This is a genomic window from Nocardia vinacea NBRC 16497, from assembly GCF_000308835.1.
Classification (GTDB): Bacteria; Actinomycetota; Actinomycetes; order Mycobacteriales; family Mycobacteriaceae; genus Nocardia; species Nocardia vinacea.
The window spans coordinates 40632-64648 of the sequence record NZ_BAGN01000172.1; the positions used below are offsets into that span (position 1 = coordinate 40632).

19 protein-coding genes are annotated in these 24017 nt (G+C 65.8%); 5 read left to right on the forward strand and 14 right to left on the reverse strand.

What is annotated here, in order from left to right; genetic code table 11:
- Positions 1 to 144: 144 nt before the first annotated feature.
- From ON44_RS23220 to ON44_RS23240, 5 genes are all read right to left on the reverse strand, one after another.
- Entirely contained in the window at positions 145 to 1338 is a 1194-nt protein-coding gene (locus ON44_RS23220; RefSeq protein ID WP_040693547.1) for an alkane 1-monooxygenase, read from the reverse strand.
- Between the two features lie 289 nt (positions 1339 to 1627).
- Complete coding sequence (locus ON44_RS23225) at positions 1628 to 2713, reverse strand: lipase family protein (RefSeq protein ID WP_157187267.1); 1086 nt, start codon at positions 2711 to 2713, stop codon at positions 1628 to 1630.
- Positions 2714 to 3253: 540 nt separating this feature from the next.
- Entirely contained in the window at positions 3254 to 4255 is a 1002-nt protein-coding gene (gene ilvC / locus ON44_RS23230) for a ketol-acid reductoisomerase (protein WP_174415126.1), read from the reverse strand.
- Positions 4256 to 4458: 203 nt separating this feature from the next.
- Entirely contained in the window at positions 4459 to 4962 is a 504-nt protein-coding gene (ilvN, locus tag ON44_RS23235) for an acetolactate synthase small subunit (RefSeq protein WP_040693551.1), read from the reverse strand.
- The gene (locus tag ON44_RS23240) at positions 4959 to 6887 is read right to left on the reverse strand and encodes an acetolactate synthase large subunit (RefSeq protein WP_040693554.1); all 1929 of its coding nucleotides are present in this window, start codon (positions 6885 to 6887) and stop codon (positions 4959 to 4961) included. The genes ilvN and ON44_RS23240 overlap by 4 nt, the downstream gene beginning before the upstream one ends.
- A 331-nt stretch (positions 6888 to 7218) precedes the next feature.
- On the opposite strand from ON44_RS23240, the gene ON44_RS23245 reads away from it, so the two are divergent.
- Together ON44_RS23245 and ilvD are read left to right on the forward strand one after the other, a co-directional pair.
- A complete protein-coding gene (locus tag ON44_RS23245; RefSeq protein ID WP_083898082.1) occupies positions 7219 to 7959 on the forward strand; it encodes a PH domain-containing protein in 741 nt (246 codons plus the stop codon).
- A gap of 328 nt (positions 7960 to 8287) precedes the next feature.
- Positions 8288 to 10129, forward strand: a complete 1842-nt coding sequence (gene ilvD, locus ON44_RS23255) for a dihydroxy-acid dehydratase (RefSeq protein WP_040693560.1) — start codon at positions 8288 to 8290, stop codon at positions 10127 to 10129.
- Positions 10130 to 10281: 152 nt separating this feature from the next.
- Here ilvD and ON44_RS23260 read toward each other — a convergent pair whose 3' ends face one another.
- Positions 10282 to 11172, reverse strand: coding sequence for a DoxX family protein (locus ON44_RS23260; protein WP_040693563.1), 891 nt, complete (start codon positions 11170 to 11172; stop codon positions 10282 to 10284).
- A gap of 111 nt (positions 11173 to 11283) precedes the next feature.
- Here ON44_RS23260 and ON44_RS23265 point away from each other — a divergent pair, with 111 nt between their 5' ends.
- Positions 11284 to 12390, forward strand: a complete 1107-nt coding sequence (locus ON44_RS23265) for a PQQ-dependent sugar dehydrogenase (RefSeq protein WP_040693565.1) — start codon at positions 11284 to 11286, stop codon at positions 12388 to 12390.
- An 87-nt stretch (positions 12391 to 12477) separates the two neighbouring features.
- Here ON44_RS23265 and gatB read toward each other — a convergent pair whose 3' ends face one another.
- The 6 genes from gatB to ON44_RS23295 all read right to left on the reverse strand — a co-directional run bounded on the left by gatB (position 12478) and on the right by ON44_RS23295 (position 20598).
- Positions 12478 to 13983, reverse strand: a complete 1506-nt coding sequence (gene gatB / locus ON44_RS23270) for an Asp-tRNA(Asn)/Glu-tRNA(Gln) amidotransferase subunit GatB (RefSeq protein ID WP_040693566.1) — start codon at positions 13981 to 13983, stop codon at positions 12478 to 12480.
- A gap of 183 nt (positions 13984 to 14166) precedes the next feature.
- Entirely contained in the window at positions 14167 to 15549 is a 1383-nt protein-coding gene (locus ON44_RS23275) for an alpha/beta hydrolase family protein (protein ID WP_040693569.1), read from the reverse strand.
- Positions 15550 to 16057: 508 nt separating this feature from the next.
- Positions 16058 to 16501, reverse strand: coding sequence for a hypothetical protein (locus ON44_RS23280; RefSeq protein WP_040693571.1), 444 nt, complete (start codon positions 16499 to 16501; stop codon positions 16058 to 16060).
- 64 nt (positions 16502 to 16565) lie between these two features.
- Complete coding sequence (locus ON44_RS23285; RefSeq protein ID WP_040693633.1) at positions 16566 to 17600, reverse strand: ATP-dependent 6-phosphofructokinase; 1035 nt, start codon at positions 17598 to 17600, stop codon at positions 16566 to 16568.
- Positions 17601 to 17671: 71 nt separating this feature from the next.
- Positions 17672 to 19519 carry a serine/threonine-protein kinase gene (locus ON44_RS49515; protein ID WP_040693634.1) on the reverse strand — a complete coding sequence of 616 codons (1848 nt, stop codon included), beginning with the start codon at positions 19517 to 19519 and terminating at the stop codon, positions 17672 to 17674.
- Between the two features lie 197 nt (positions 19520 to 19716).
- A complete protein-coding gene (locus tag ON44_RS23295; RefSeq protein ID WP_051182361.1) occupies positions 19717 to 20598 on the reverse strand; it encodes a serine hydrolase in 882 nt (293 codons plus the stop codon).
- Between the two features lie 366 nt (positions 20599 to 20964).
- Between ON44_RS23295 and ON44_RS23300 the strand changes: the two genes are divergently transcribed.
- Positions 20965 to 21447: an adenosine-specific kinase gene (locus tag ON44_RS23300; RefSeq protein WP_040693573.1), complete on the forward strand. Its 483-nt coding sequence runs from the start codon at positions 20965 to 20967 to the stop codon at positions 21445 to 21447.
- Positions 21448 to 21734: 287 nt separating this feature from the next.
- Here the strand turns inward: ON44_RS23300 and ON44_RS23305 are convergent, their stop codons facing one another.
- Together ON44_RS23305 and ON44_RS23310 are read right to left on the reverse strand one after the other, a co-directional pair.
- Positions 21735 to 22919: an NADH:flavin oxidoreductase gene (locus tag ON44_RS23305; RefSeq protein ID WP_040693575.1), complete on the reverse strand. Its 1185-nt coding sequence runs from the start codon at positions 22917 to 22919 to the stop codon at positions 21735 to 21737.
- Positions 22919 to 23494 carry a TetR family transcriptional regulator gene (locus ON44_RS23310; RefSeq protein WP_040693577.1) on the reverse strand — a complete coding sequence of 192 codons (576 nt, stop codon included), beginning with the start codon at positions 23492 to 23494 and terminating at the stop codon, positions 22919 to 22921. Before ON44_RS23310 ends, ON44_RS23305 begins: the two co-directional genes overlap by 1 nt.
- 134 nt (positions 23495 to 23628) lie before the next feature.
- Between ON44_RS23310 and ON44_RS23315 the strand changes: the two genes are divergently transcribed.
- Complete coding sequence (locus ON44_RS23315; RefSeq protein WP_306306508.1) at positions 23629 to 24006, forward strand: DUF488 domain-containing protein; 378 nt, start codon at positions 23629 to 23631, stop codon at positions 24004 to 24006.
- Positions 24007 to 24017 lie beyond the last annotated feature (11 nt).

The following is a 24017-nucleotide window of genomic DNA, read 5'->3' on the forward strand; positions in this document are numbered from 1 at the left end:
GCCTCGGCACGTCGACCGGCCGATGCCGGGCTCGGTACGGAAGCGGGGACAAGTGTGGTGGATGAGATGCTCACGACTCGCGATCTGTTCGGCAGACAATGGTTCCGACTGCGTTGTCCCCGAAGACGATAGGCAACCGCGCCGCTACGGGCGAGTAGCCGGCTCCGCTGATGCGGCGGTCAGTGAACTGCGCCGCAAACGAGAGTAGATGCGGTGCCGTCTGGTTCGCGGTTTGATGTTGACGAGGTTGATATCACCGCCGTAGTGGGCCAGGACACGACGGTCCATGACCGCGCGCCAGATCGGCGGGATGATCGCCAACAGGATCATGGTTGCGTAGCCAGCAGGTAGCTGCGGCGCCTGCTCCGAGCTGCGCAGGGTCTGGTAGCGGCGGCCCGGGTTCGCGTGGTGGTCGCTGTGGCGTTGTAGATGGAACAGGAATAGGTTCGTGACCAGATGGTCACTGTTCCAGCTATCACGCGGGGAGCAACGCACGTAGTTGCCATTGCGACCGCGCGCGCGAAGCAGTCCGTAGTGCTCGACATAGTTCACCGTCTCGAGCAGCCACGCGCCGATCAGCGCCTGCAATGCCAGAAATGGGATCACCACAGGCCCGAAGAGAAGGATCAGCGTGCCGAACAGCGCGGCACTCATCGACCATGCCTGCAGCAGATGATTGTCCCGGCTGAACCAGCGCTTGCCCTTGCGGGACAGGCGTTCACGCTCCAAAACGAGGGCCGAGCGGAAGCCGCCGAACATACTGCGCGGCAGGAACTCCCACAGTGATTCGCCGAAGCGGGCACTGGCCGGATCTTCCGGCGTCGCGACGCGCACGTGATGGCCGCGGTTGTGCTCGACGTAGAAATGCCCATATCCCGATTGCGCCAGTGCGATTTTCGCCAGCCAGCGCTCGAGATGCTCGACTCGATGGCCGAGTTCGTGGGCTGCGTTGATTCCGATGCCCGACGCGAACCCGAGCGTCACGGCCAAACCCAGTTTGTCGGAGATGCTCAGCGCGGATCTGGACCAGAGGTATCCCGCAATCAACAGGCCGATCAGCTGCAGCGGCAGGAAAAGGTAAGTGCACCACCGGTAGTAGCGATCGTTGGACAAGGCCTCGTAGTCCTCGTCGCGCGGATTGCTCCCGTCACTCCCTATCGCGCAGTCCAGCAGCGGGATCACCACGAGCACGATGATCGGACCGATCCACCAGAATATTTCCAGGCCCGTACGGGCCACCAGTTGTGAAGGAAATACCGCGCAAATCGGAGCGATCAACCCCAGTATCCACAGATACCGCTTGGGGTCACGTCTCTCCGTGTTCTCGAAGATCGACATATGCGCCTCGGGCCTCCAACAGAACAACACCGATAGAGCGTGCGGTCGCCGAAATCCTTTGCGGTAGAACTGTCGCTCCAGAATAGCTGTGTCTGTGCCAACTGCTGGCGAACTGTCGAAATCGCTTTCTGACCTGGCGGTTTCAGTCGGGGGTGCATCGTCGCCGTGCCCGTGCCCGTGCGTACTGCGGTCGGAGACCGAACACGGTAGGCCATAAGCATGCCCGGCGGCGGATTTCGGTCCGGGAACCGACCCGCCGCCGGGCATTTGTGTACCGAAAATCATAGTGCTACGGCAGCGCCGCGCAGTTGGATGGGGCAGGCATACCCGCAAGCCGATCGGTCAACCACTGCTGCGAGGCCACCAGTGACGGGAAGAAGGCAATCACGTGGGTGCCCACGAGTCCGGATGCGGGGGGAATTTCGGTATTCGCGTCCAACTGAACGGGCACTCCGTTACCGCACCAACCGGCGGCCACTTCGCGCACCGGCACAAATGGCGCTCCCTGGTCGTTCATGGCCGAGGCGGTAAATACCGGAACGGCCGGGGCGCGGGTGCCGATACGCTGCTCGGCGAATGCCGATCGCAATGCCGGGGACCGATCGATTACGGCGGTGAGCGGTTCACCGCTGGTGGTCCACTCGGACGTGCGCCCATGCTCCTGGGCAAGTCCGGTGGGGACCGCGCATTTGCCCTGGGATTCGTTGAGGATCGCCTTGCCGATGTCGTTGAGTTCGGCATCGAGCACCGGGCGAGTTTCCGGGTAGTCGGCGGCAATGCCGTTGAGTATCCAGGCGATTGCCGGTGCGAAATCGGCGCGGCCGTCGTTGTATCCGATGAAGTATTCGTCGTCCACCACCGGCCCACCGACGTAGGCGCCGCGTACATTCAGATCGGGGGCGTAGCTCGATTGCAGTTCGGCCGCACCGGCGGAGGCCATACCGCCCTGCGAATACCCGTAGAGGATGACCGGCGTGCCGGGGTTGAGACCGGAGCCGGGCAACTGCAGGGCGGCGCGCGCGGAGTCCAGTACCGCGTAGGCTTGCGATTTCCGGTTGAGATAGTCGTGCACGTCGGGCGTGCCGAGGCCGTGGTAGTCGGTCACCATTACCGCCATACCGCGATTCAGCAGCGAACGGATTGCCACCAGGTCGTATTCGAAGATCATGTCCAACGGCGGCTGGAACTGGACGATCTGCGACATCAGCTTCGAGGGCGCGCATTGATCGCCCTGCCCCTTGGTACCACCCGCGTACGCGACCAGCGGCTGCTCACCGGGGCCGGTCCACGGCACGGTCGGCTGCAGATACGTGCCGACCACCGCCGTAGCCGCATCGTGGGTATCGCTGCTGACGTACATGAGGCGCGTCGCCACCGCGGGGACCATTCCCGGCTGCCCGGGCGCCGACATTGCCACCGCCGCCGGTTCCGCGCGAACAATAGTGCCCCGCCCGTCCGGTAACGATGGCGGTGGAAGGTAGAAATCAGCCTCCGCGACCGGTTGCTCCCCGGCCGGTTGCGTCCATGCGTGTGGAGCGGTGACGGTCCCGCCGCCGACAACGATGAGGGTTCCCGTCAAAGCTGCGGCCAATCCAAATATTCGGCTGCGCACGATTTCGATCCTTCCTGCGATTTTGGGGGGTACCCATGGCATCTAGAATCGGATAGTGAGGGTATCGCCTGAAGTGGCGGTTTTCCGCATATCCCGACGAGAAACGCCGATCGGCGACGGCCTCGAATCCCGTAAACACCGAGGTCCATTTCGGCGTCGGTTCGAGACTTCCTCGATTGCGATCTCCGTTCGAGGCTGATCTCGCTCAGGTACGCGGCAGCGGCAAATGCGCGGCCGCCCCGCCGAAACAACAGTGGCCCACCCCGACGAATCGGGATGGGCCACTGTGGGTATTCGCGCGTATTACGCGGTTTCGGTGATCGGCCGGTCGACCCAGCTCATCAGGCCGCGCAGCTTGGCGCCGGTGACCTCGATAGGGTGCTCGGCGTTGGCCTTGCGCAGCGACTCGAGCTCCTTGTTGCCGCCCTCGACGTTGGCGACGAGGCGCTTGACGAAGCTGCCGTCCTGGATGTCGCGCAGGATGTCCTGCATGCGCTTCTTGGTGTCGGCGTCGATGACCCGCGGACCCGACAGGTAGCCACCGAATTCGGCGGTGTCGGAGACCGAGTAGTTCATGCGGGCGATGCCGCCCTCGTACATCAGGTCGACGATGAGCTTGAGCTCGTGCAGCACCTCGAAGTACGCCATCTCCGGCGCGTAGCCCGCCTCGACCATGACCTCGAAACCGGTCTTCACGAGCTCTTCGGTACCACCGCAGAGCACGGCCTGCTCACCGAACAGGTCGGTCTCGGTCTCTTCCTTGAAGGTGGTCTTGATGACGCCCGCGCGGGTGCCGCCGATGCCCTTGGCGTAGGACAGCGCCAGCGCCTGGCCCTCACCCTTCGGGTCCTGCTCGACCGCGATCAGGGCCGGAACGCCCTTGCCGTCGACGAACTGGCGACGCACCAGGTGGCCCGGGCCCTTCGGCGCGACCATGCCGATGGTCACGTTGGCCGGGGGCTTGATCAGGCCGAAGTGGATGTTGAGGCCGTGGCCGAAGAACAGCGCGTCGCCGTCCTTCAGGTTGGGCTCGATGTCGTTGGTGAAGATCGACGCCTGGGCGGTGTCGGGGGCCAGCACCATGATCACGTCGGCCCACGCGGAAACCTCCGCCGGGGTGCCGACGGTCAGGCCCGCCTCTTCGGCCTTCGGCCGCGACTTCGAACCCTCAGCGAGGCCGACGCGGACCTCGACGCCGGAGTCGCGCAGGCTCAGCGAGTGCGCGTGTCCCTGGCTGCCGTAGCCGATGACAGCGACCTTGCGGCCCTGGATGATCGACAGGTCGGCGTCGTCGTCGTAGAACATCTCGACTGCCACTGTAGGTTCCCTTCGGATCATCCCCGCCTTGGCGGGGCACACCTGTCAGACAGGTGATGAGTTTGCAAATTTCGGATCAAATCGGATCCCCCACGTGCGCGGGGAGCGCGGCACGCCGACCGTCGATCGCAGCAAGACTAGCTCGTCACCACGATCGACGGATCAGGCACTCGCCGCCACGGCGGCGAGCGTCAGCGAGTCGCTGTGATGGATTTCGGCCCACGGCCCACGGCGACCACACCGGACTGCACGATCTCCCGGATGCCGTACGGCTCGAGCATCCGCAGCAGCGCGTCGAGCTTGGACCGGGTTCCGGTCGCCTCGACGGTGAGCGCGTCCGGCGAGACGTCGATCACCTTCGCCCGGAAGAGCGTAACCGCCTCGATGACCTGGGTCCGCACACTGGCGTCCGCACGCACCTTCACCAGGATCAGTTCGCGGGCGACCGAGGTGTCGGCGTCCTGCTCCACGATCTTGATGACGTTGACCAGCTTGTTGAGCTGCTTGGTGACCTGCTCGAGCGGCAGATCCTCGACCGTGACGACGATGGTCATACGCGAGATCTCCGGGATCTCGGTGCCGCCGACCGCCAGCGATTCGATATTGAAGCCGCGGCGGGAGAACAGCGCCGCGACCCGTGCCAGCACGCCCGGCTTATCCTCCACCAGCACGCTGAGGGTGTGAGTCGTACTCACTGTTCGGTCCCCTTGCTCTTGTCGTGCAACATCGCCTCGTGGATGACGGCGGGCTCGGCGGCCTGCTCGTCCTCGTCGAAGAGTGGGCGGATGCCGCGCGCGGCCATGATCTCGTCGTTGCTGGTGCCGGCGGCGACCATCGGCCACACCTGGGCGTCCTTGCCGACGATGAAGTCGATCACCACGGGACGGTCATTGATGGCCTGCGCCTCGCGGATCGCGGCCTCCACGTCTTCCTCACGCTCGACCCGGATGCCGTGGCAGCCCAGGGCTTCGGCGAGTTTGACGAAATCAGGGATGCGCAGGGTGTGCGTGCCCAGATCGGTGTTGGAGTAGCGCTCCTCGTAGAACAGGGTCTGCCACTGGCGGACCATGCCGAGATTGCCGTTGTTGATCAGCGCGACCTTGATCGGCACGCCCTCGACGGCGCAGGTGGCCAACTCCTGGTTGGTCATCTGGAAGCAGCCGTCACCGTCGACCGCCCACACCTCTTTGTCCGGTGCGCCCATCTTGGCGCCCATGGCCGCCGGAACGGCGTAGCCCATGGTGCCGAGACCACCGGAATTCAGCCAGGTGCGCGGGTTTTCGTACTTGATGAACTGCGCGGCCCACATCTGGTGCTGACCGACGCCGGCACAGTAGATGGCGTCGGGTCCGGCCAGGCGGCCGAGCGCATCGATGACGAATTCCGGCGACAGCGAGCCGTCACTCGGCGCCGTCCAGCCGAGCGGGTAGCTCTTGCGGATGCCGTCGAGGTACTGCCACCAGTCGGTGAGGTTCAGTTTCGGTGCGCCGGAGGGGTCGGCCTTCAGCGTTTCGATCAGTTCGACGATCACCTCGCGGCAGTCGCCGACGATCGGGACGTCGGCGTGCCGGTTCTTACCGATCTCGGCCGGGTCGATATCGGCGTGGATGACCTTCGCATCGGGCGCGAAGGAGTCCAGCTGACCGGTGACGCGGTCGTCGAAGCGCGCACCGAGGGTGATCAGCAGATCGGACTTCTGCAGGGCGGCGACGGCGCCGACGGTGCCGTGCATGCCCGGCATACCCATGTTGAGCTGGTGGCTGTCCGGGAAAGCACCGCGCGCCATCAGGGTGGTAACCACCGGGATGCCGGTCAGTTCGGCCAGTTCCAGCAGCTGGGGCGAGGCGTCGGCCTTGATCACACCGCCGCCGACGTAGAGCACCGGCTGCTTGGACTCCAGGATCATCCGCGCGGCCTCGCGCACCTGCTTACCGTGCGGTTTGGTCACCGGACGGTAGCCGGGCAGCCGCATCTCCGGCGGCCAGCTGAAGGTGGTCTGCGCCTGCAGCACGTCCTTCGGGATATCGACGAGCACCGCGCCCGGACGACCGGACGAGGCCAGGTAGAACGCCTCCGCGATCATGCGCGGGATGTCGATGCCATCGGTGATGAGGAAGTTGTGCTTGGTGATCGGCATGGTGATGCCGGAGATATCGGCTTCCTGAAATGCGTCGGTGCCGATCAGGCCGCGCCCGACCTGGCCGGTGATGGCGACGATCGGGACCGAGTCCATCTGCGCGTCGGCGATCGGGGTGACCAGGTTGGTCGCGCCCGGACCTGAGGTGGCCATGCAGACGCCGACCTTGCCGGTGGCCTGCGCATAACCGGTGGCCGCGTGCCCCGCGCCCTGCTCGTGCCGGACGAGAACGTGACGGACCTTGGTGGAATCGAAGAGCGGGTCGTAGACCGGGAGAATCGCGCCGCCGGGAATGCCGAATACCGTGTCGACGCCGAGCTCCTCGAGGGAGCGGACGACGGACTGCGCGCCGGTGACCCGCTCGGGCGGGACCTGGCGGCGGTTCGCCGCGTTCGTCGGACCGCCAGCGGGCGCGGCCTGCTGATTCGCCGAGGGCGCCGGCCTGCGGGCCGAGGGCCCGGGCCGTGCGGTTGGTGCACTCACCGTCTTCGTTCCTAACTGTTCGTACTAGACCCCGGACAACTGTGCTTGCACGTGGTGCCTTGCGAAGCGGCCACATGCCAGGACTTTGTCCCGAACACAAAAAAGCCCCCGACAGCGCATGGCTGTTCGAGGGTGGCGCGTCGCAACGCGAGCTGACGTATTCGACTCAGGTAGTCAGGCTCAACGCTGGACGCGCCGGCCGATTACGAGCAACTCGTTTCGATTCACGCGCATGACGGTATGTGTGCGCGAGTCGATCAGTCAAACAGGTCTCATTATGTGAGACCGAGCGGGTGCTCGAGTCCGTTCACCATGATGCGAGGATGGTGGTGTGTCATCACCGCATCAGTCCGTGCCACCGGCTAAATCGTCCCACACGCCCGCGGCGGGATCGGAGACGGGTAGTTCGCCGGAACCGACCGAGCCGAAGCAGACGGCGCAGGTCATCCGCATTACGCAGATGGCCTACCTCGGTGTGGTCGTACTGCTGTTCTGTGTCTTCTTCGCCTTCGTCGGCTGGCCGATCGGACTGTGGTGGCTGCTACTGCTCCCGGTCGCGGCGGCGGTGTGGATCGAACGCACGCGCACCACGGTGTCCGAGGTCGGGCTGGATCTGCGCACGGTTTTCGGTTCACGGCACCTCGACTGGGCACAGGTCGCGGGGGTCGGCATTCCGAAGCGCGGGTTCGTGCGTGCCCATCTCACCGATGACACGGAGGTGAAGCTGCCCGCGGTGAGCTATGACCGGTTGCGTGATCTGATCCGTGCGTCGAACGGTCGGATTCCGGATCTGTTCGCGGCGGAGGCGGCGGCACGGGAGGCGGAGTACGCGGCGCGCGAGGCCGAGGCCGAAGGGCGTGAGGCCGAAACCAAGACGGCCGAAACCAACGGGCGCTCAGACGCGACGCAGACCGACACCGAGGCACCTGCCGAGACCGAGGTGCGGACGGCCGACACCGAAGCGCGCGGGGCCGAGACGAAGCAGACCGGAACCAACGGTCGCGACTCCGAGACGAACACCGAGACCAAGCCATCTGCCGCCGAGACCGAGGCGCGCGACTCCGATTCGTAGCGGTTTACCGGTGGCGGGGATATCGACCGACGCCGGTAAGCTCGCCGACGGATGCGCGATCTGGTGACCGCGCCGGTCGGACAATCCCCGCCCGCACTCACCAGACCTGTGAATACCGACGGTGCCGGAACCGACACGATGACACCGTTCGCGCCGACGACCACCCTCGCGGCGACATCATCCCGAACCACAGACCGGCGATCAGCGCCGTCGACCACCACGAAAGGCCCGCCCGCGCGCAGGAGTAACGTGGTCGGTCGCTGAATTTGCTCATTGAGCGAACTCCGCGCAGTCGCACATCAGCCCCCGCGACCTCCCGAGGATCTACATGCCACCGCTTCGTTCACGGACAACCACCATCGGCCGCAATGCCGCAGGCGCGCGCGCACTCTGGCGCGCCACCGGTATGACCGACACCGACTTCGGTAAGCCGATCGTCGCCATCGCGAACTCCTACACGCAGTTCGTACCGGGCCACGTGCATCTGAAGAATGTCGGTGAGATCGTCGCGGACGCGGTGCGCGCCGCGGGTGGTGTACCGCGGGAGTTCCACACCATCGCGGTCGACGACGGCATCGCGATGGGCCACGGCGGCATGCTCTACTCGCTGCCCTCGCGCGAAATCATCGCCGATTCGGTCGAATACATGGCGAATGCGCACACCGCCGACGCGCTGGTGTGCATCTCCAACTGCGACAAGATCACACCCGGCATGCTCAATGCCGCTATGCGCCTGAACATCCCGGCCGTCTTCGTTTCCGGCGGTCCGATGGAGGCCGGTAAGGCCGTTGTCGTCGACGGTGTCGCACAGGCACCGACCGATCTGATCACCGCGATCGCGGCCAGCGCCAATATGAATGTCAGCGAGGACGGCCTGTCCGAGGTCGAGCGCAGCGCCTGTCCGACCTGCGGCTCCTGCTCCGGCATGTTCACCGCGAATTCGATGAACTGCCTCACCGAGGCGCTCGGACTCGCCTTGCCCGGCAACGGATCCACGCTGGCCACCCATGCCGCCCGCCACGCCCTGTTCGAGCGGGCGGGCACCGTGATCGTCGATATCGCGAATCGCTGGTACCGCGAGGACGATGCGTCGGTGCTGCCGCGGAACGTGGCCAACGCCAAGGCCTTCCGCAATGCGATGGCGCTGGACGTCGCGATGGGCGGTTCCACCAATACGGTGCTGCACACCCTGGCCGCCGCGCAGGAGGGTGAGATCGACTTCGAGTTGAGCACCATCGACGAGATTTCTCGCAAAGTGCCGTGCCTGTCGAAGGTCTCCCCCAACTCCGACTACCACATGGAGGATGTGCACCGCGCCGGTGGCATCCCGGCGATCCTCGGCGAGTTGCGCCGCGCCGGACTGCTGGAGACCGACGTCACCACGGTGCACACCAAGAGCTTCGACGAATGGCTCGACACCTGGGATATCCGCTCCGGCAAGGCATCCGATGAGGCGCTGGAGCTTTTCCACGCCGCGCCCGGTGGCGTGCGCACCACCGAGCCCTTCTCCACGAACAACCGCTGGTCCGCGCTCGATACCGACGCCGAGGGGGGCTGCATCCGCGACAAGGCGCACGCCTACACGGTCGAGGGCGGCCTGGTTGTCCTGCGCGGCAATATCGCCCCCGACGGCGCGATCCTGAAGACCGCTGGCATCGATGAGGAGCTGTTCTCCTTCCAAGGCCCGGCCGTCGTGGTCGAATCCCAGGAGGAGGCGGTTTCGGCGATCCTCGGTAAGAAGATCAAGCCGGGCGATGTGATCGTGGTCCGCTATGAGGGGCCCAAGGGCGGGCCGGGCATGCAGGAAATGTTGCACCCCACCGCATTTCTGAAGGGTGCGGGACTCGGCAAGGTGTGCGCGCTGATCACTGACGGCCGCTTCTCCGGCGGGACCTCCGGTCTGTCGATCGGTCACATGTCGCCCGAGGCCGCGGCGGGTGGTGCCGTCGGACTCATCGAAGACGGCGATCAGATCCGCATCGACGTCCAAACCCGAACCCTCGAGGTGCTGGTCGATGCCGCGATCCTGGCCGAGCGACGCGCGAAAATGGATGCCTCCGAACGGCCTTGGCAGCCGGTCGACCGCATCCGCCCGGTCACCACGGCGCTGCGCGCCTATGCCGCACTCGCCACCTCCGCCGACAAGGGTGCCGTTCGCCAGGTGCCATAGTCCCGTCACGAAAGCCAACGGCGTCCCTCGTGGCAACATGAGGGACGCCGTTTCCATTTCATCCCAACAGCATTGCGGCGCAACGCATGTGCTATCGCCCAAGAAACGAACGGCGCCCTTCGATGCCGAAGGGCGCCGGTTGTGTGGACGGGTTACTCGAAGGGGCCGATGCCCGTTAGCGGGTTGCCGCCGTGCAGCCAGTACCAGGTGCCGATGGCGGCGGCTACGGCCAGGATGAGGACTACGAAGGAGCCGTAGGCGGGGCGGGTTGCCCAACCGCGGTTGCGGTCGAAGGACAGGCGGCCGGGTCCGGTCAGGAGCAGGACGACGGCGGTGCCCACGAGGATCGACTCCAGTTCCACACCGCTCTTGACCGAGGACTTGTACTGGAAGCCGGGGATCATGCCCTGCTTCCACAGCCACGCGTCGATGATCACCGCGAGCACCGCACCCGCGGCGAGCGGCGTGGCAAGGCCGAGGACCAGCAGTCCGCCGCCGCCGACTTCACCGGCGATGACCAGGATGGTCGAGAGGGTCGCGTGATCCCAGCCACCCGACGCCATCATGTCGCGGGTGCCGTCCAGCCCCGCTCCATGGAACCAGCCGGTGAGCTTCTGCAGACCGTGGTAGATGAAGGTGCCGCCGACGACGAGGCGCAGCACGAACAGGCCGAGGTCGAGGGTGCCGCGGCGGGCGTCGCCATTGCGGCGGCGTATCGGGCGGCTCGGCTCGGCGCCGGACGTGTTCGGGGCGGGCGGGATGCTGGCGTAGGAGTAGGCCGCGGCTTCGTTCGCCCTGGTCTGCTCACCGACCGAGGGGATCTCGGGATCGAGCCCGAGTTCTTCCTCGGTGCGCGGCACATCCTTGGCCAAATCGGGGCCGCTCGGCGCGGCATCGGAGGACATTCTGGGCAGCACGCCGGTGGGTGAATCGTAGGGACTGGTCACGCCACGACCGGTGGACGACACCGCCGACTGCTCCTCCGTGGGCGATGCCGCGCCCTCGGTTTTGGACGCGGCTGTGTCTTTGGGCTCTTCGGTCACGGTCGATACCCTATGCGGCCTTGCGCCCGCGTGGGCGGTCTCGAGGCGACGGCGTGTCCGTTTATCGACCCGAAGCGGCACATCGGCCGCGGTTTCCGTAACGTCTGAGCCATGAGTTTGGTTGTCGCGGGGCGTATCGCCCTGAGCCTGGCGCTCGGCTCCGTCCTGCTGGTCGGCTGCGCCCGATTCGACGATTCCGCCTCCAGCCCGTTCACACCCGAACCGACCTTCAACCCCGCCGAACCCAAATCGCCGCAGCAGAACCCCTCGCAGCGCCCACGCCCGACCGGCCCGTGCATCGATCCGGATCCGAATGTGATCACGACCTGCCTGGATTCCACCGCGGGCATCATCTCGCTCGGCGAGGATGCGCTGGTCGCCGAGCGGCGCACCGGACGCATCTACAAGACCGTCGCGGTGGATCCGAGCGATCCGCAGTCGCCGCCGATTCTGGTCGGTCAGGTGGATGTGGACGGCTCCGGTGACGGCGGCATCTCCGATATCGCCCTCTCGCCGACCTACCGCGAGGACGGACTCATCTACGCCTACATCACCACCGGATCCGATAACCGGGTGGTGCGCATCGCGGAGAACGGGCCACCGAAGACCATCCTCACCGGAATTCCGAAGGGGGCGGTCGGCAATCACGGTGCGCTGGAATTCATTTCGCCGACCGAACTGTTGGTGCTGACCGGCGATGCGGGCAATCCCGGTCTGGCAAGTGCGCCGTCGTCGCTGGCGGGCAAGGTATTGCGGATCAACTCGCCGTCACCGGGCGCCAATGCGGAGGTCGTGGTGTCGGGCCTCGGCACGGCGGGCGATCTGTGCGACGACGGTAAGGACAGCGTCTGGATCACCGATCGCACCCCGACCGAGGATCGACTGCAGCGCCTCGGCCGGGACGGATCGATCACCACCGCGTGGACTTGGCCGGATCGGCCCGGCGTGGGTGGCTGCGCGGCCGGACCCGATGTGGTGGCGATCGCGATGTCGGGGGCGAAGGCGTTGGCGATCGCGAATCCGGATGCGAACACCCACGCGATCACCGCGGCGCCGACGTTCACCGTGCAGGACAAATACGGCAGGCTCGGCGGTGCGGCAGCCGGTGCGGACGGCACCATCTGGGCGACCACCGTCAACAATGACGATAATCATGGGCCGTTCGACGATCGGGTGATCAAGATCCCGCCGCCGTCGCAGGGCACCGGGCCGGACTAACCGCGCCGATAACAAAGTGGGCGGGTCCTTTACGGACCCGCCCACTTCACGTTGGCTTCGTTGGGAAACCGCCGGTGCGGACCGAACTCAGGCGCAGGCCTGGAGCACGAGCTCACGCACGCGAGCCGCGTCGGCTTGGCCGCGCGTCGCCTTCATGACGTCACCGACGATCTTGCCCGCGGCCTGCACCTTGCCCGAGCGGATCTTCTCGGCGATATCGGGATTGGCCTCGAGCGCCTTCTGCACCTCGGCCTGCAACGCGGTCTCGTCGCTGACCATGCCGAGGCCCTTGGTCTCGACGATCTTCGCCGGATCGCCCTCGCCCGCCAGCACGAAGTCGACGACCTGCTTGGCGACCTTGTTGTTCACCGTCTTCGATTCGACGAGCTTGATCACCTCGGCCACCTGGGCGGGCGTGATCGGCAGTTCCTCCAGGGATACCTCACGCTCCTTGGCCTTTTCGGTGAGGTAGGCGACCCACCACGAGCGGGCCTCGTTGACCGGAGCGCCCGCATCGACGGTCGCGATGATCAGATCGAGCGCGCCTGCGTTCACCAGGTCGCGCATGACCTCGTCGGACAGCCCCCAGTCGGACTGGATGCGCGCGCGGCGCAGCCACGGGTACTCCGGGATCGTGCCGCGCAGCTGCTCTACCCAACCCGCCGCGGGCGCAACGGGTTCCAGGTCCGGCTCGGGGAAGTAACGGTAGTCCTCGGCGGTCTCCTTGCGGCGACCGGGCGAGGTGGTGCCGTCGCTCTCATGGAAGTGCCTGGTCTCCTGCACGATCGAACCGCCGTCGGCGAGAATGGCGGCCTGGCGGCGCATTTCGAAGCGGACCGCGACCTCGACGCTCTTGAGCGAGTTGACGTTCTTGGTCTCGGTGCGGGTGCCGAATTCCGTTGCGCCGATGGACATCAGCGAAACGTTGGCATCGCAGCGCAGCGAGCCCTGCTCCATTTTGACGTCGGAGACCTGCAGCGACTTCAGGACCTCACGCAGCGCGGTCACGTAGGCGCGCGCCACTTCCGGTGCCCGCTCCCCAGCACCGGTGATCGGCTTGGTGACGATCTCGATGAGCGGCACGCCGGCCCGGTTGTAGTCCAGCAGCGAGTGACTCGCGCCGTGGATGCGGCCGGTCGAGCCACCGATGTGGGTGGACTTGCCGGTGTCCTCCTCCATATGGGCGCGCTCGATCTCGACACGGAAGGTACTGCCGTCGTCGAGGACCACGTCGAGGTGACCGTTGGTGGCGATCGGCTCGTCGTATTGGCTGATCTGGTAGTTCTTCGGCTGGTCCGGGTAGAAGTAGTTCTTGCGCGCGAACCGGCCCCACGGGGTGATCGCGCAATTCAGGGCCAGCCCGATCCGGATCGCCGACGCCACGGCCTGCTCGTTCACCACCGGCAGCGAGCCCGGCAGACCGAGGCACACCGGGCACACCTGGGTGTTCGGCTCCGCGCCGAACTCGGTCGGACAACCGCAGAACATCTTGGTCGCGGTGTTCAGCTCGACGTGAACCTCCATGCCGAGCACCGGGTCGAACCGGTCGATGACATCGGCATAGTCCATCAAGTCGACGGTGGGTGCACTCATAGCGATCAGTCTATTGACCCGCCCGCCGCCCCCGCCAAGCGGTCAGCACCCGTCGTGTCTCTCGCGACCCCGTCGGCCCGGCGACCGCTGAGCCGTCGCATAACCAGTGCGCTCCTCGCAGAATGTGGAGCTTCTGCGAGGAGCGCACTGGATGTGCGGTAGCGCTCTGACCGGGCGGTTCGGTCAGCGGGGTTGGGTGTGTTGGGCGAGCCAGGTGGTTGTGTAGGTGAGGACGTCGGGGGCAATGGTGGTTTCGATGGTGGTGTATTCGCTGGGCAGGCCGGAATTGGCGGGTTGCATGAAGTGGTTGAGGCCGGAGAAGACGTGGACGGTGGCGTCCGGATCGGCGCCCAGGCGGTCGCGCATCGGTTGTTCGTTCTGGGTGGCGAGGACCTGCATGTCCTTGGTGCCGAAGAAGGCCAGGACTGGGATGCGCAGGGCGGAGAGCGCGGGGGCCGGGTCGTAGGTGATGAAGGACGCCATGTACGTGGTGTTGTAGGCGTCGAGGGTTTCCGCGGAGGCGCGCTGGTCCGGCGGGAGGGATTCGTTGTGGCGGTAGGCGAGGGCCTTGGCGGCGGCCAGGTCACCGGAGCGGATCAGGTTGGTCCAGTCGGTGATGTAGGTGACCTGATCATCGATCCGGGACTGGGGTGCGCCCGCCGCGCTGAGCAGTGCGCGGTTCTGCTCGATCAGCACCTCCCAGCCGGGTACAGAGGGGCCCGCCATCAGGATCGCGAAGGCGACTCCGCTGTCGGGCCGGGATGCCACCAGGGGTGCGAGGTAGCCGCCCTCGCTGTGGCCGAACAGTCCGACGCGGGCCGGATCGATATCCGGGCGGGCGCGTAGGAAGCGCACGCCGGCGGCCGCATCACCAGCGAGATCGTTGTAAGTTGCGTCGTCGAGTTTGCCGCTGGTACCGCCGACGCCGCGGTCATCGGTACGCAGTACGGCATAACCCGCGCGGGTGTAGGTGTCGGCCAGTAGCAGGAAAGGCTTGTGGCCCATGAGTTCTTCGTTGCGGTCCTGGGGGCCGCTGCCGGAGATCATCAGGATTGCCGGGAAGGGGCCGTTGCCCGCGGGCAGGGTCAGTGTGCCCGCGATGGTGATATCGCCGTTGCGGTAGGTGACGTCTTCGGAACGGTAGGGGTACGGCGGTTTCGGCTCCTGCGGATGCGCGGACGTTCCGATCTTGCCGGGCTCGAGCGTCAACGGCAGGCTCTGGCCCGCTTGCCGGAACTCACCGCTGATCCGGTTGGCCCCCTTGTCGAATTTGCCCTCGAACGCCGCATCACCCGGAGTGTTCGGAATCGCGAACGCCACCCGATCCGGTTCGGCGGAAACACCTTTCAGCTCCGCGCCGTTCACACCTTGCGACGGGATATCGATGGTGGCGCTGCCGTTATCGGCGAAACTCACCCCCACCGCCAGCGGAGCGTCGGGCACCTCGATGGATCCGTGCCAATCCCCGGTCAACGACCGGGTCTGGCCCTTATCCGATGACGAACACCCCACCACCAACGCAACGATCAGGATCAGAACCGAGACGAGCCATCGCCCAGTGCGCATGCCGCAACACTACCGATCCGCACGCCATATCGGACGAACTCGGACACCCATGGCGCCCGGCATTACTGCCATCCTCCGATACCGCGATCGCGCTCTCGAAGTATCCAGCAGCATCGTGGGCGATTGCCGCCCAGCAGCGCTGGACTGCCCAGCGACCCTACATGAGCTCACGGCCGCGCCTGTTTCGAAGATCGAACGCCGGTCAGTAATTGCGATCAGCAATCCTGGGCTCGCACCGGAGTTCGGATCGCCAGTAATTCCGCACCATCCCGGCGAGGCGAACCGAGAACGCTGCGCGGCTATCCGCACCCCCGCGCGCGTACCGAACCGGCCCGGTAGTCGCTGCCATTCGGCCCGGTCAACGTCGCCTCAGCAGGTGTATTGCCCTCCGCGCCAGCGGAATCCGGGGCGATCCTCACGCCGTGCTCACCGCCCCCGACAATCGCCTCTCTCGACCTGGACAATGACCGTTCCAGCATTCCGCCAGCGGACCGCAGGGGGCCGACCTTCACGCCCCGCGGGCGTATCGGACTGCGGCGGCGATCGCGTCCATATCGAGTTCGATGGTGGGGTCTTCCTCTTGTGCCTCTTGGAATTCCAGCACTGCGTCCGACATGCCGCCGCGGCGCGCGATGGCGAGGAGTTCACGGCGGACGTAGGCACCGAGCGGGAGTTCGGCCGCGCGGGCGCGGCGGCCGAACATGCCGAGGGCATCGGCGGGCAGATCGTAGACCTGGATGAGGGTTACCGCATCGGAGTCGAATTGCGGGGTCAGATCGCGGCCCTGGGCTTCCAGGAATTCCACGATCGTGTCCACGGAAGTTCGCCGACGCGCCATTGCGATCAGTTCCTGACGGACCTGAGCTTCGATCGATATGCCCGCGATGCGAGCACGGCGGCGGAACACGGCGACAGCATCGGTGGGCAGGTCGGATACCTGGAGTTGAGCCACGACGACCAGAGTAGCTGTGCGACAAAGAATTCGGCAGGTCTCGATTGCGCAACAACCGCCGGAATCAGCCGAAAAATGCCTCGGCTTCGCGGTAGCGCTCCTCGGGCACTCGCTTGAGCTGCTTGGTGGCCTCGGACAACGGAACCAGATCGATGGAAGTGCCGTGCAGAGCAACCATTTGGCCGAATTGTCCGGCATGTACGGCTTCGGCGGCATGCAGACCGAACCGGGTCGCCAGCACCCGGTCGTACGGGGTCGGGCTGCCGCCGCGCTGGACGTGACCGAGCACGGTGGTGCGGACCTCTTTGCCGATACGGCGTTCGATCTCGGTGCCCAGCTGCTGTGCGACACCGGTGAACCGTTCGTGGCCGAATTCGTCGATACCGCCCTCGCGCAGCGCGAATCCCGAATCGGGGGCCGGGTGCGCACCCTCGGCAACCACGCAGATGAAGTGCTTATCGCCGCGCTGGAAGCGGCGCTTGATCATCGAGCACACCGCGTCCACGTCGAAGGGCACCTCGGGAACCAGCGTGAGGTGCGCGCCGGCCGCCATGCCCGAGTTGATCGCGATCCAGCCCGCGTGGCGGCCCATCACCTCGACCAGCATGACGCGCTGATGCGATTCCGCGGTGGTGTGCAGCCGGTCGATGGCCTCGGAGGCGATGGACAGCGCGGTGTCGTGGCCGAAAGTTACGTCGGTGCAGTCGATGTCGTTATCGATGGTTTTCGGGACCCCGACCACCGGGACGCCCTCGTCGGACAGCCAACTCGCGGCGGTGAGCGTGCCCTCGCCGCCGATCGGGATCAGTGCCTCGATCCCGTTGTCGTCGAGGGTGCGTTTGATCTGGTCCAGCCCGGCACGCAGTTTGTCGGGGTTGGTGCGAGCGGTGCCGAGCATCGTGCCGCCCTTGGTGAGCAGGCGGTCGGTGCGATCGTCGTTCTGAATGGTGATCTTTCGGTCTTCGAGTAGACCACGCCAGCCGTCCTGGAAGCCGATGATCGCGTCCCCATAGCGTCCGTTCGCGGTGCGAACGACGGCACGGATGACCGCGTTCAGTCCTGGACAGTCGCCGCCTCCGGTCAAGACTCCGATACGCATGGCGCATATCTTGCACCGCTTCGCGCGATCGCGCGGTCGCACCCCCGTGAACACCGGGTAACGGCTATGACTCAATACACATAGACGATGGCGTTCTCGCCGCCGCTACAGGTTGCGAATTGGTCACCGGCCGTGCAATTCATCTGGTAATCCCGATTCTTGATCGGGCTGTGCGCCATAACCGATCGATCGGTAATGGTGCTGTCACCGCCATTCGCGTACGCCTTGCGCACCTCCTCGGCGAAGGCGCAACTGGTCACGGTGGTGCCGATCGCGGACGAGGTGAAACGGCCGAGCGCCGGATACAGCTGAGCGCACGGTTTCGCACCGGCGGGCAGGTGTGCGGGCATGGTCGTGGTCGTCGGTTGACCGGAATGTTCGCTTGCGTTGTGCACCTGCCAGCCGACAATCCCACCGATCGCCAGGACCACGAGCAACGCGCCGATCCAGACGATGCGCATCGATCGACGCGCAGGAATGGGTGTCGGATCCGGTGGATATGGTGCGTCGGATTGGGGCATCGGCATGCCGACGGTTCTCGACAGTGCCTCGGTGGTCGCGTCATGCGGTGGAATATCGCGGCGCATCGGATCCGACGAGTGCCGCCGCACGAGCGTCGGCTCGAGTCCGGTGATCTGTTGCGGTCCGCTCGCCGAGGCCGGACCGCCGGTCTGCCGCGGCCCGCTCGACTGCTGCTGGTCACCTGTTTGGTGCGGCCCTCCCGACTGCTGTGAATCGCCCGCCTGCTGCACCCGGCCTGGCGACTGCGGACCAGCTGGCTGCTGCGACCCAACAGACTGCAGCGGACCACCCGCCCGGGGCGGGCCACCTGCCTGCAGCGGGCCCTTCGACTGCTGCGACCCACCAGACTGGTGCCCGCCTGTCGGCTGCGACCGGCCCAACTGCTGCGACCCACCTGCATGCGGACCCGCCGACTGCGACCCGCCAGACTGCTGCGGCCGGCTCGGCGATTGGCGCGCAGCCGTCGATTCCGGTCCGAAGGTCGGGAAGATGATGGTCGCTGGGGCGGGTTGTGGGTGCTTGGAGATCTGGGCGGTGGGCAGGTCCGAGTTCGGTATGGAAGATGTGCCCGATACTGCGGCTCTGGCTGCCGAGGCGAGTGCACCGGCCGTTGGGTAGCGGTCGGCGGGTTCCTTGGCCATGCCGCGGGAGATGACCTCGTCCAGTGCGCCGGGCAGTCCGGCTCGTTTGGTGGTCGGGCGGGGCGGTGGTGCCGAAAGGTGGGCTCGGATGAGCGAACTCATTCCGTCGGCCGGGAAAGGTTGTGTGCCGGTGAGGCATTCGAACAGCACGCAGGCGAGGGAGTAGACGTCGGCGGTGCCGCCGATCGGGGCGGTGTCGAATCGTTCCGGCGCGATGTAGCTGTAGGAGCCGATGGCTTGGCCGGTCGCGGTGACGCTGGGGTCGCGCTCGGAGCGGGCGATGCCGAAGTCGGCTAGGTACGCGAAATCCGAAGGGGTGACCAGGACATTGGCGGGTTTGACGTCGCGATGCACCAAACCCTCGGCATGCGCGGCATCGAGGGCGGCCGCGACCTGTTCGATGATGCCGACCGCACGGGTGGGGCTCAGCGGCCCCTTGTCGCGCAGCACCGAGCGCAGATCGCTGCCGCGGACCAGCCGCATATCGATATAGAGCACTCCGTCGATTTCGCCCCAGTCATGAATCGGGATGACATGCGGTTCGGCCAGCCGTGCCGCAACCCGGGATTCGTGCCGGAACCGCTGCTGGAACCGCGGATCGCCGGCCAGCGCAATGGGCAGCAATTTGACCGCGACCACCCGGTCCTTGACCGTGTCGTACGCCTCGTAGACCTCCCCCATCCCGCCGCGGCCCAGCAACGCACGCAATTCGTAGGGTCCGAATCGCGTACCGGCCCGCGACTCCGTTTCGTCCACCCCGTTTACCTCCACCTCGCGGCCACGACCCGGCCGTGGTCCTGCGACCTCACCCGGTACGTCGGGATTCTCGGGTGCCGCCGTTACCCGGTCAAGTGTGCGCGCACGTCGCTTGACGATGCTCAGGATCGACGGCCGATGCCGGTTGTGGCCGTTACCCGATCAAGGGCACGCACACCTGGCCGGACCACAGCCGATCAGGAACAGCTGCCGCCGGAGAGTTCGTCCAGGTGTTGGGAGATGACCGTGGCCAACCGATCCAGGATGCTTATTCCGTCGGCGAGGGTGCCCGAATCGGGTTGGGTGGCAATGGCGACCGCGACCTGACCGGCCGGGCCCTCGATCAGACCGAATTGGCGGACCAGATAGGCGCCGGAGGTGTCGGGACCCCAACCGCCCTTGAATTCCGCGCCCTTGAGTTCGCCGAGGCCCCAGCGCTGACTCGACGTGATCTGTTCCATCAGATCGATCACATCCGAGCTCTGCGGTAGGCATGGCAGCCGGGAGGCGAACCGAACCTGTTCGGTGAGCGCCCAATCCGCCTGGCCGAATGCGGAGACGTCCGAGCGCGTCTTGGTGGCGGGCACCGTGGTCTTGGTATCGCTACCCTCGCGCAGCACGGCCTCGACCGCTTTGGCCGCCTCCTGGCCGGTGCCGAGGGACTGCCAGAGCGTATCGGCCGCGGTGTTATCGGATTGGGTGATCGCCGCTGTCGCCGCGTAGCTCGAGCTCGTCGAACTCTTCCGCTGTGAAGCGATGACCAGCGGCACCTTCATCGTCGACCAGGCGGGTCCGCTGGTCCAATCGCCGAAGGTCACCATCTTCTCGCCGCCGACCGCCATGATCGCCATGCCCAGCTTGCCGCGCACACTCAACTGCAGTTCCTGGAAACCGGCGGCCAGCGTGCCCGGCACGGTGATCGATAGATGCTGCTGGTCCGTATGTGCGGCGGCCGCGGTGATGCTGGGCTCCGCGGAGTGCTTGTCGGCGTCGGTGCCGCATCCGGCCACAACGAGGAGTCCGGCCAGCGCGGTACCGGCTACCGCTTTTCGCAGGCGCCCGGATAGCTCAAAATACATACTTCGACACATTCTCGTTTCGAACTCGCCCAGGTTCCGATGTCAACACGGCATCCCGACACCGTACTTGGCATCGACACCGAGCGCCCACCGCAACCGCGGCGGCACCGCCGAACCCGAACAGTGACAACGGCTTACAGCGTGGTCAACAGGCATGTACACCGTCAAGTGCGCGCTCGCCGCGGCCGGCCGTCCAGGACTGCGTACTGCCGCCCTCATCCGCGAACTCCTTGTGATCATCGCCTCAGAAAGTACTCGACGAACCCGACATAACCCACTTTTCCTGGTACCAGGGGTACTGCGCGTCTTGAAGGGATGGGCGTGTCGCCCTGGCGCACAGACTCGAACGCGGCGCAGGATAGTTCGATGGAGCTGACTTCGGTGCACATCGATAAACCGGACGATCTCAATGTCATCATCGGACAGGCCCACTTCATCAAGGCGGTCGAGGACCTGCACGAGGCATTGGTCGGGATCAGTCCGCATCTGCGTTTCGGGTTGGCATTCTGTGAGGCTTCCGGGCTACGGCTGGTCCGGACCTCCGGCAATGACGACGAGCTGACCGAGCTCGCCACCAAGAATGCCGCCGCAGTCGGCGCGGGGCATTCGTTCATCGTTTTCCTGCGTGAGGGTTATCCGGTCAATGTGCTCAATGCGGTGCAGCAGGTCCCCGAGGTCTGTGGAATCTTCTGTGCCACAGCCAATCCGGTCGAGGTGCTGCTTGCCGTGACCGAATCGGGACGCGGAATCATCGGAGTTGTCGACGGGGCTACACCGCTCGGCGTCGAAGGCCCCGGCGATAAGGAAGACCGCAGACAGCTGCTGCGCCAGATCGGTTACAAGTTGTAGCACTGCTGCGTAAATTGCGGTGATCGCGCCGATCAATGGCGCGAAAATCGCTGTATCCCAATCTGTTCCATCGATATCGCCGGGTCCGAACACCTCGCCCCGGGTCCGCCGAACCTAGTCCGAGACCGGGGCTCTCATGGCTCTACCGGCGTCATCCCAGTCGGTCGGGCAGTCGGACGAATCCGCGGCCAGCACGATTTCGAGTCCGCCCGCGAATGTCTGTCATGTGTGGTCGCTCAATGGTGATCGGTCGCGCACCTGGTGGATCCTGACCGCCCTGCCTGCGGTCAGTGACCGGCGGCAGGGGTGGGATCGACCCGTAGGACACAGCGGGTGGTGGTGTAGATAGTCGGCATGCATTCGTTGCAGTGGATACATGCCGATCGGGTGCTCTGGTCGGCTTGGATTCGGAGCAGGAGGTCTGGTTCGCGTAGGAGGGCCCGACCCATGGCGACGAATTCGAAACCCTCGGCCATTGCCGTGCGCATTGTGTCGAGGTCGGTGATGCCGCCCAATAGGATCAATGGCATTGATAGTTCGCTGCGGAATTGACGGGCGCGTTCGAGTAGGTAGGCATCGCGGTATGGGTACTCGCGCAGGAATGCACGGCCCATCAGGCGGAACCCCCAGCGTGCCGGAGCGGGAAGGACTTTCGCGAATTCCTTGCGTGGGGCGGCACCGTGGAACAGGAGCATCGGATTGAGCAGCGAGCTGCCCGCGGTGAGTTCCAAGGCATCCAGTGCGCCGTCCGATTCCAGCCAGGCGGCCACCTGCAGTGACTCCGGGAGCGATAGGCCGCCGCGCACACCGTCTTCCATATTCAGCTTCGCGGTGACGGCCAAGCGGTCGCCGACAGCTTCGCGCACCGCTACCGCGACCTCGCGGGCGAGCCGGGCGCGGTTGGCCGGGGAACCGCCGTAACGATCCTTGCGCCGGTTCAGTAACGGGCTCAGGAACGAACTCACCAAATAGTTGTGGCCGAAGTGGATTTCGACCGCATCGAAACCCGACTGCTCGGCGAGCCGCGCAGCATTCGCGTAATCAGCTATGACCGTGGCGATTTCGGACAAGTCCGGAACGTGCATCGGGCGCATACCGAGTGGGCTGAACATTCGACTCGGCGCCAGTGCCGGTGCGCGATTGGATGCGGCATTGGCCACCGGCCCCGCATGGCCGATCTGGGCGCTGACGGCGGCACCTTCGGCGTGCACGGCGTCGGTGAGTTCGCGCAGTCCCGCAACGGCTTCCGGGCGCATCCAGATCTGGTGCCGGTCGGTGCGGCCACCCGGCGATATCGCGCAGTAGGCGACCGTCGTCATCCCGACTCCGCCAGCGGCGATTTCGCGATGGAAGTCGATCAGTTCGTCGGTGACCAGTGCGTCCAGTGTTCGTCCCTCGAACGTCGCGGCCTTGATCACCCTGTTGCGCAATGCGATCGGGCCGAGTGTGGTCGGTGCGAATACTTCGTTCATCATTTCTCTCCTGGCGCGGTCAGTCCGGCGACCACGAAATCCCGCAGCGTGCGGACTGCCTCGTCCGACAGCTCACGCTCCCCGGTGTCGACACCACCGAACTGCACGATGATCAGGTCGAACGCCAATCCCCAGCGCCGCCGACTCTCGCGTTCGCTCAGCTCCGGCAGCAAGCCGACCCAGGCGTCCATGCGGAACCAGTGCCGACGCCACATCGTCGGGTGCCGACCGAGAACGAATTGGGCCAACAGCCGCAGGTGCAGCCGCCCGACAGGATCGGCCGCCAATCCGACGAACGGCTCGATCACCGCATCCACCAGCGCCGACACCGAACCGTGCGCGGTTGTCACCTCGGTCAGCCGTTCGGCCCACAATGACCCGAGCCGATCCTCCAGCAATGCCGCGACCAGCGCTTCCTTCGAGCCGAAGTGATAGTGCACCGCCGCGGGATTGGCCCCGGCCGCCGCGCAGATCGCCCGCACCGAGACATCGTCGTACCGCTCGGTCAGCAAGAGTCGCTCGGCCGCCAGCAGTAGCCGCTCGCGCGTGCCCGCCGCGGCTGCCTGTTCCACCATGACTGCAGTCAACCACGTTCCCATCATCGATTCAATCATTGATTGAATCGATGATTGCCGACTGTCAGACGCCTAGCATGGGAGCTACCTCTAGAGCTCCACGCGAGGAGAAGTGACCAGCTCAGGACGGGAGCATGATGAGCCAGCACATCACCTACCGGAGAATCTATGAAGCGCCGATTCCGTCGGACGGCACCCGCGTGCTCGTCGATCGGGTCTGGCCGCGCGGGATCCGCAAGGAGGACGCGCACCTCGACGAGTGGATGCGCGATATCGCGCCGTCGACCGAACTGCGCAAGTGGTACGGACATCAGCCCGAGCGCTTCGCCGAGTTCCGACGCCGATATCTGGCCGAGCTGCGCGATACTCAGCACCGCGACGCCGTCGCGCAACTACGCGACATCGCCCGCGAACATCCGGTGACGCTGTTGACCGCCACCCGCGACGTCGACCACAGCCAGGCCGCCGTCCTCGCGAACTGGATTGCGGCAGAGGCGAATTCGCCGGACTGACGCGTCGGGAC

What these genes read in the sequence shown, in the direction of transcription:
- ON44_RS23220 (WP_040693547.1), bottom strand. Translation starts at nt 1,338, where the DNA reads ATGTCGATCTTCGAGAACACGGAGAGACGTGACCCCAAGCGGTATCTG.
- ilvC (WP_174415126.1), bottom strand. Translation starts at nt 4,255, where the DNA reads ATGTTCTACGACGACGACGCCGACCTGTCGATCATCCAGGGCCGCAAG.
- ilvD (WP_040693560.1), top strand. Translation starts at nt 8,288, where the DNA reads ATGCCACCGCTTCGTTCACGGACAACCACCATCGGCCGCAATGCCGCA.
- ON44_RS23265 (WP_040693565.1), top strand. Translation starts at nt 11,284, where the DNA reads ATGAGTTTGGTTGTCGCGGGGCGTATCGCCCTGAGCCTGGCGCTCGGC.
- gatB (WP_040693566.1), bottom strand. Translation starts at nt 13,983, where the DNA reads ATGAGTGCACCCACCGTCGACTTGATGGACTATGCCGATGTCATCGAC.
- ON44_RS23275 (WP_040693569.1), bottom strand. Translation starts at nt 15,549, where the DNA reads ATGCGCACTGGGCGATGGCTCGTCTCGGTTCTGATCCTGATCGTTGCG.
- ON44_RS23285 (WP_040693633.1), bottom strand. Translation starts at nt 17,600, where the DNA reads ATGCGTATCGGAGTCTTGACCGGAGGCGGCGACTGTCCAGGACTGAAC.
- ON44_RS23295 (WP_051182361.1), bottom strand. Translation starts at nt 20,598, where the DNA reads ATGTATTTTGAGCTATCCGGGCGCCTGCGAAAAGCGGTAGCCGGTACC.
- ON44_RS23300 (WP_040693573.1), top strand. Translation starts at nt 20,965, where the DNA reads ATGGAGCTGACTTCGGTGCACATCGATAAACCGGACGATCTCAATGTC.
- ON44_RS23305 (WP_040693575.1), bottom strand. Translation starts at nt 22,919, where the DNA reads ATGAACGAAGTATTCGCACCGACCACACTCGGCCCGATCGCATTGCGC.
- ON44_RS23310 (WP_040693577.1), bottom strand. Translation starts at nt 23,494, where the DNA reads ATGGTGGAACAGGCAGCCGCGGCGGGCACGCGCGAGCGGCTACTGCTG.
- ON44_RS23315 (WP_306306508.1), top strand. Translation starts at nt 23,629, where the DNA reads ATGATGAGCCAGCACATCACCTACCGGAGAATCTATGAAGCGCCGATT.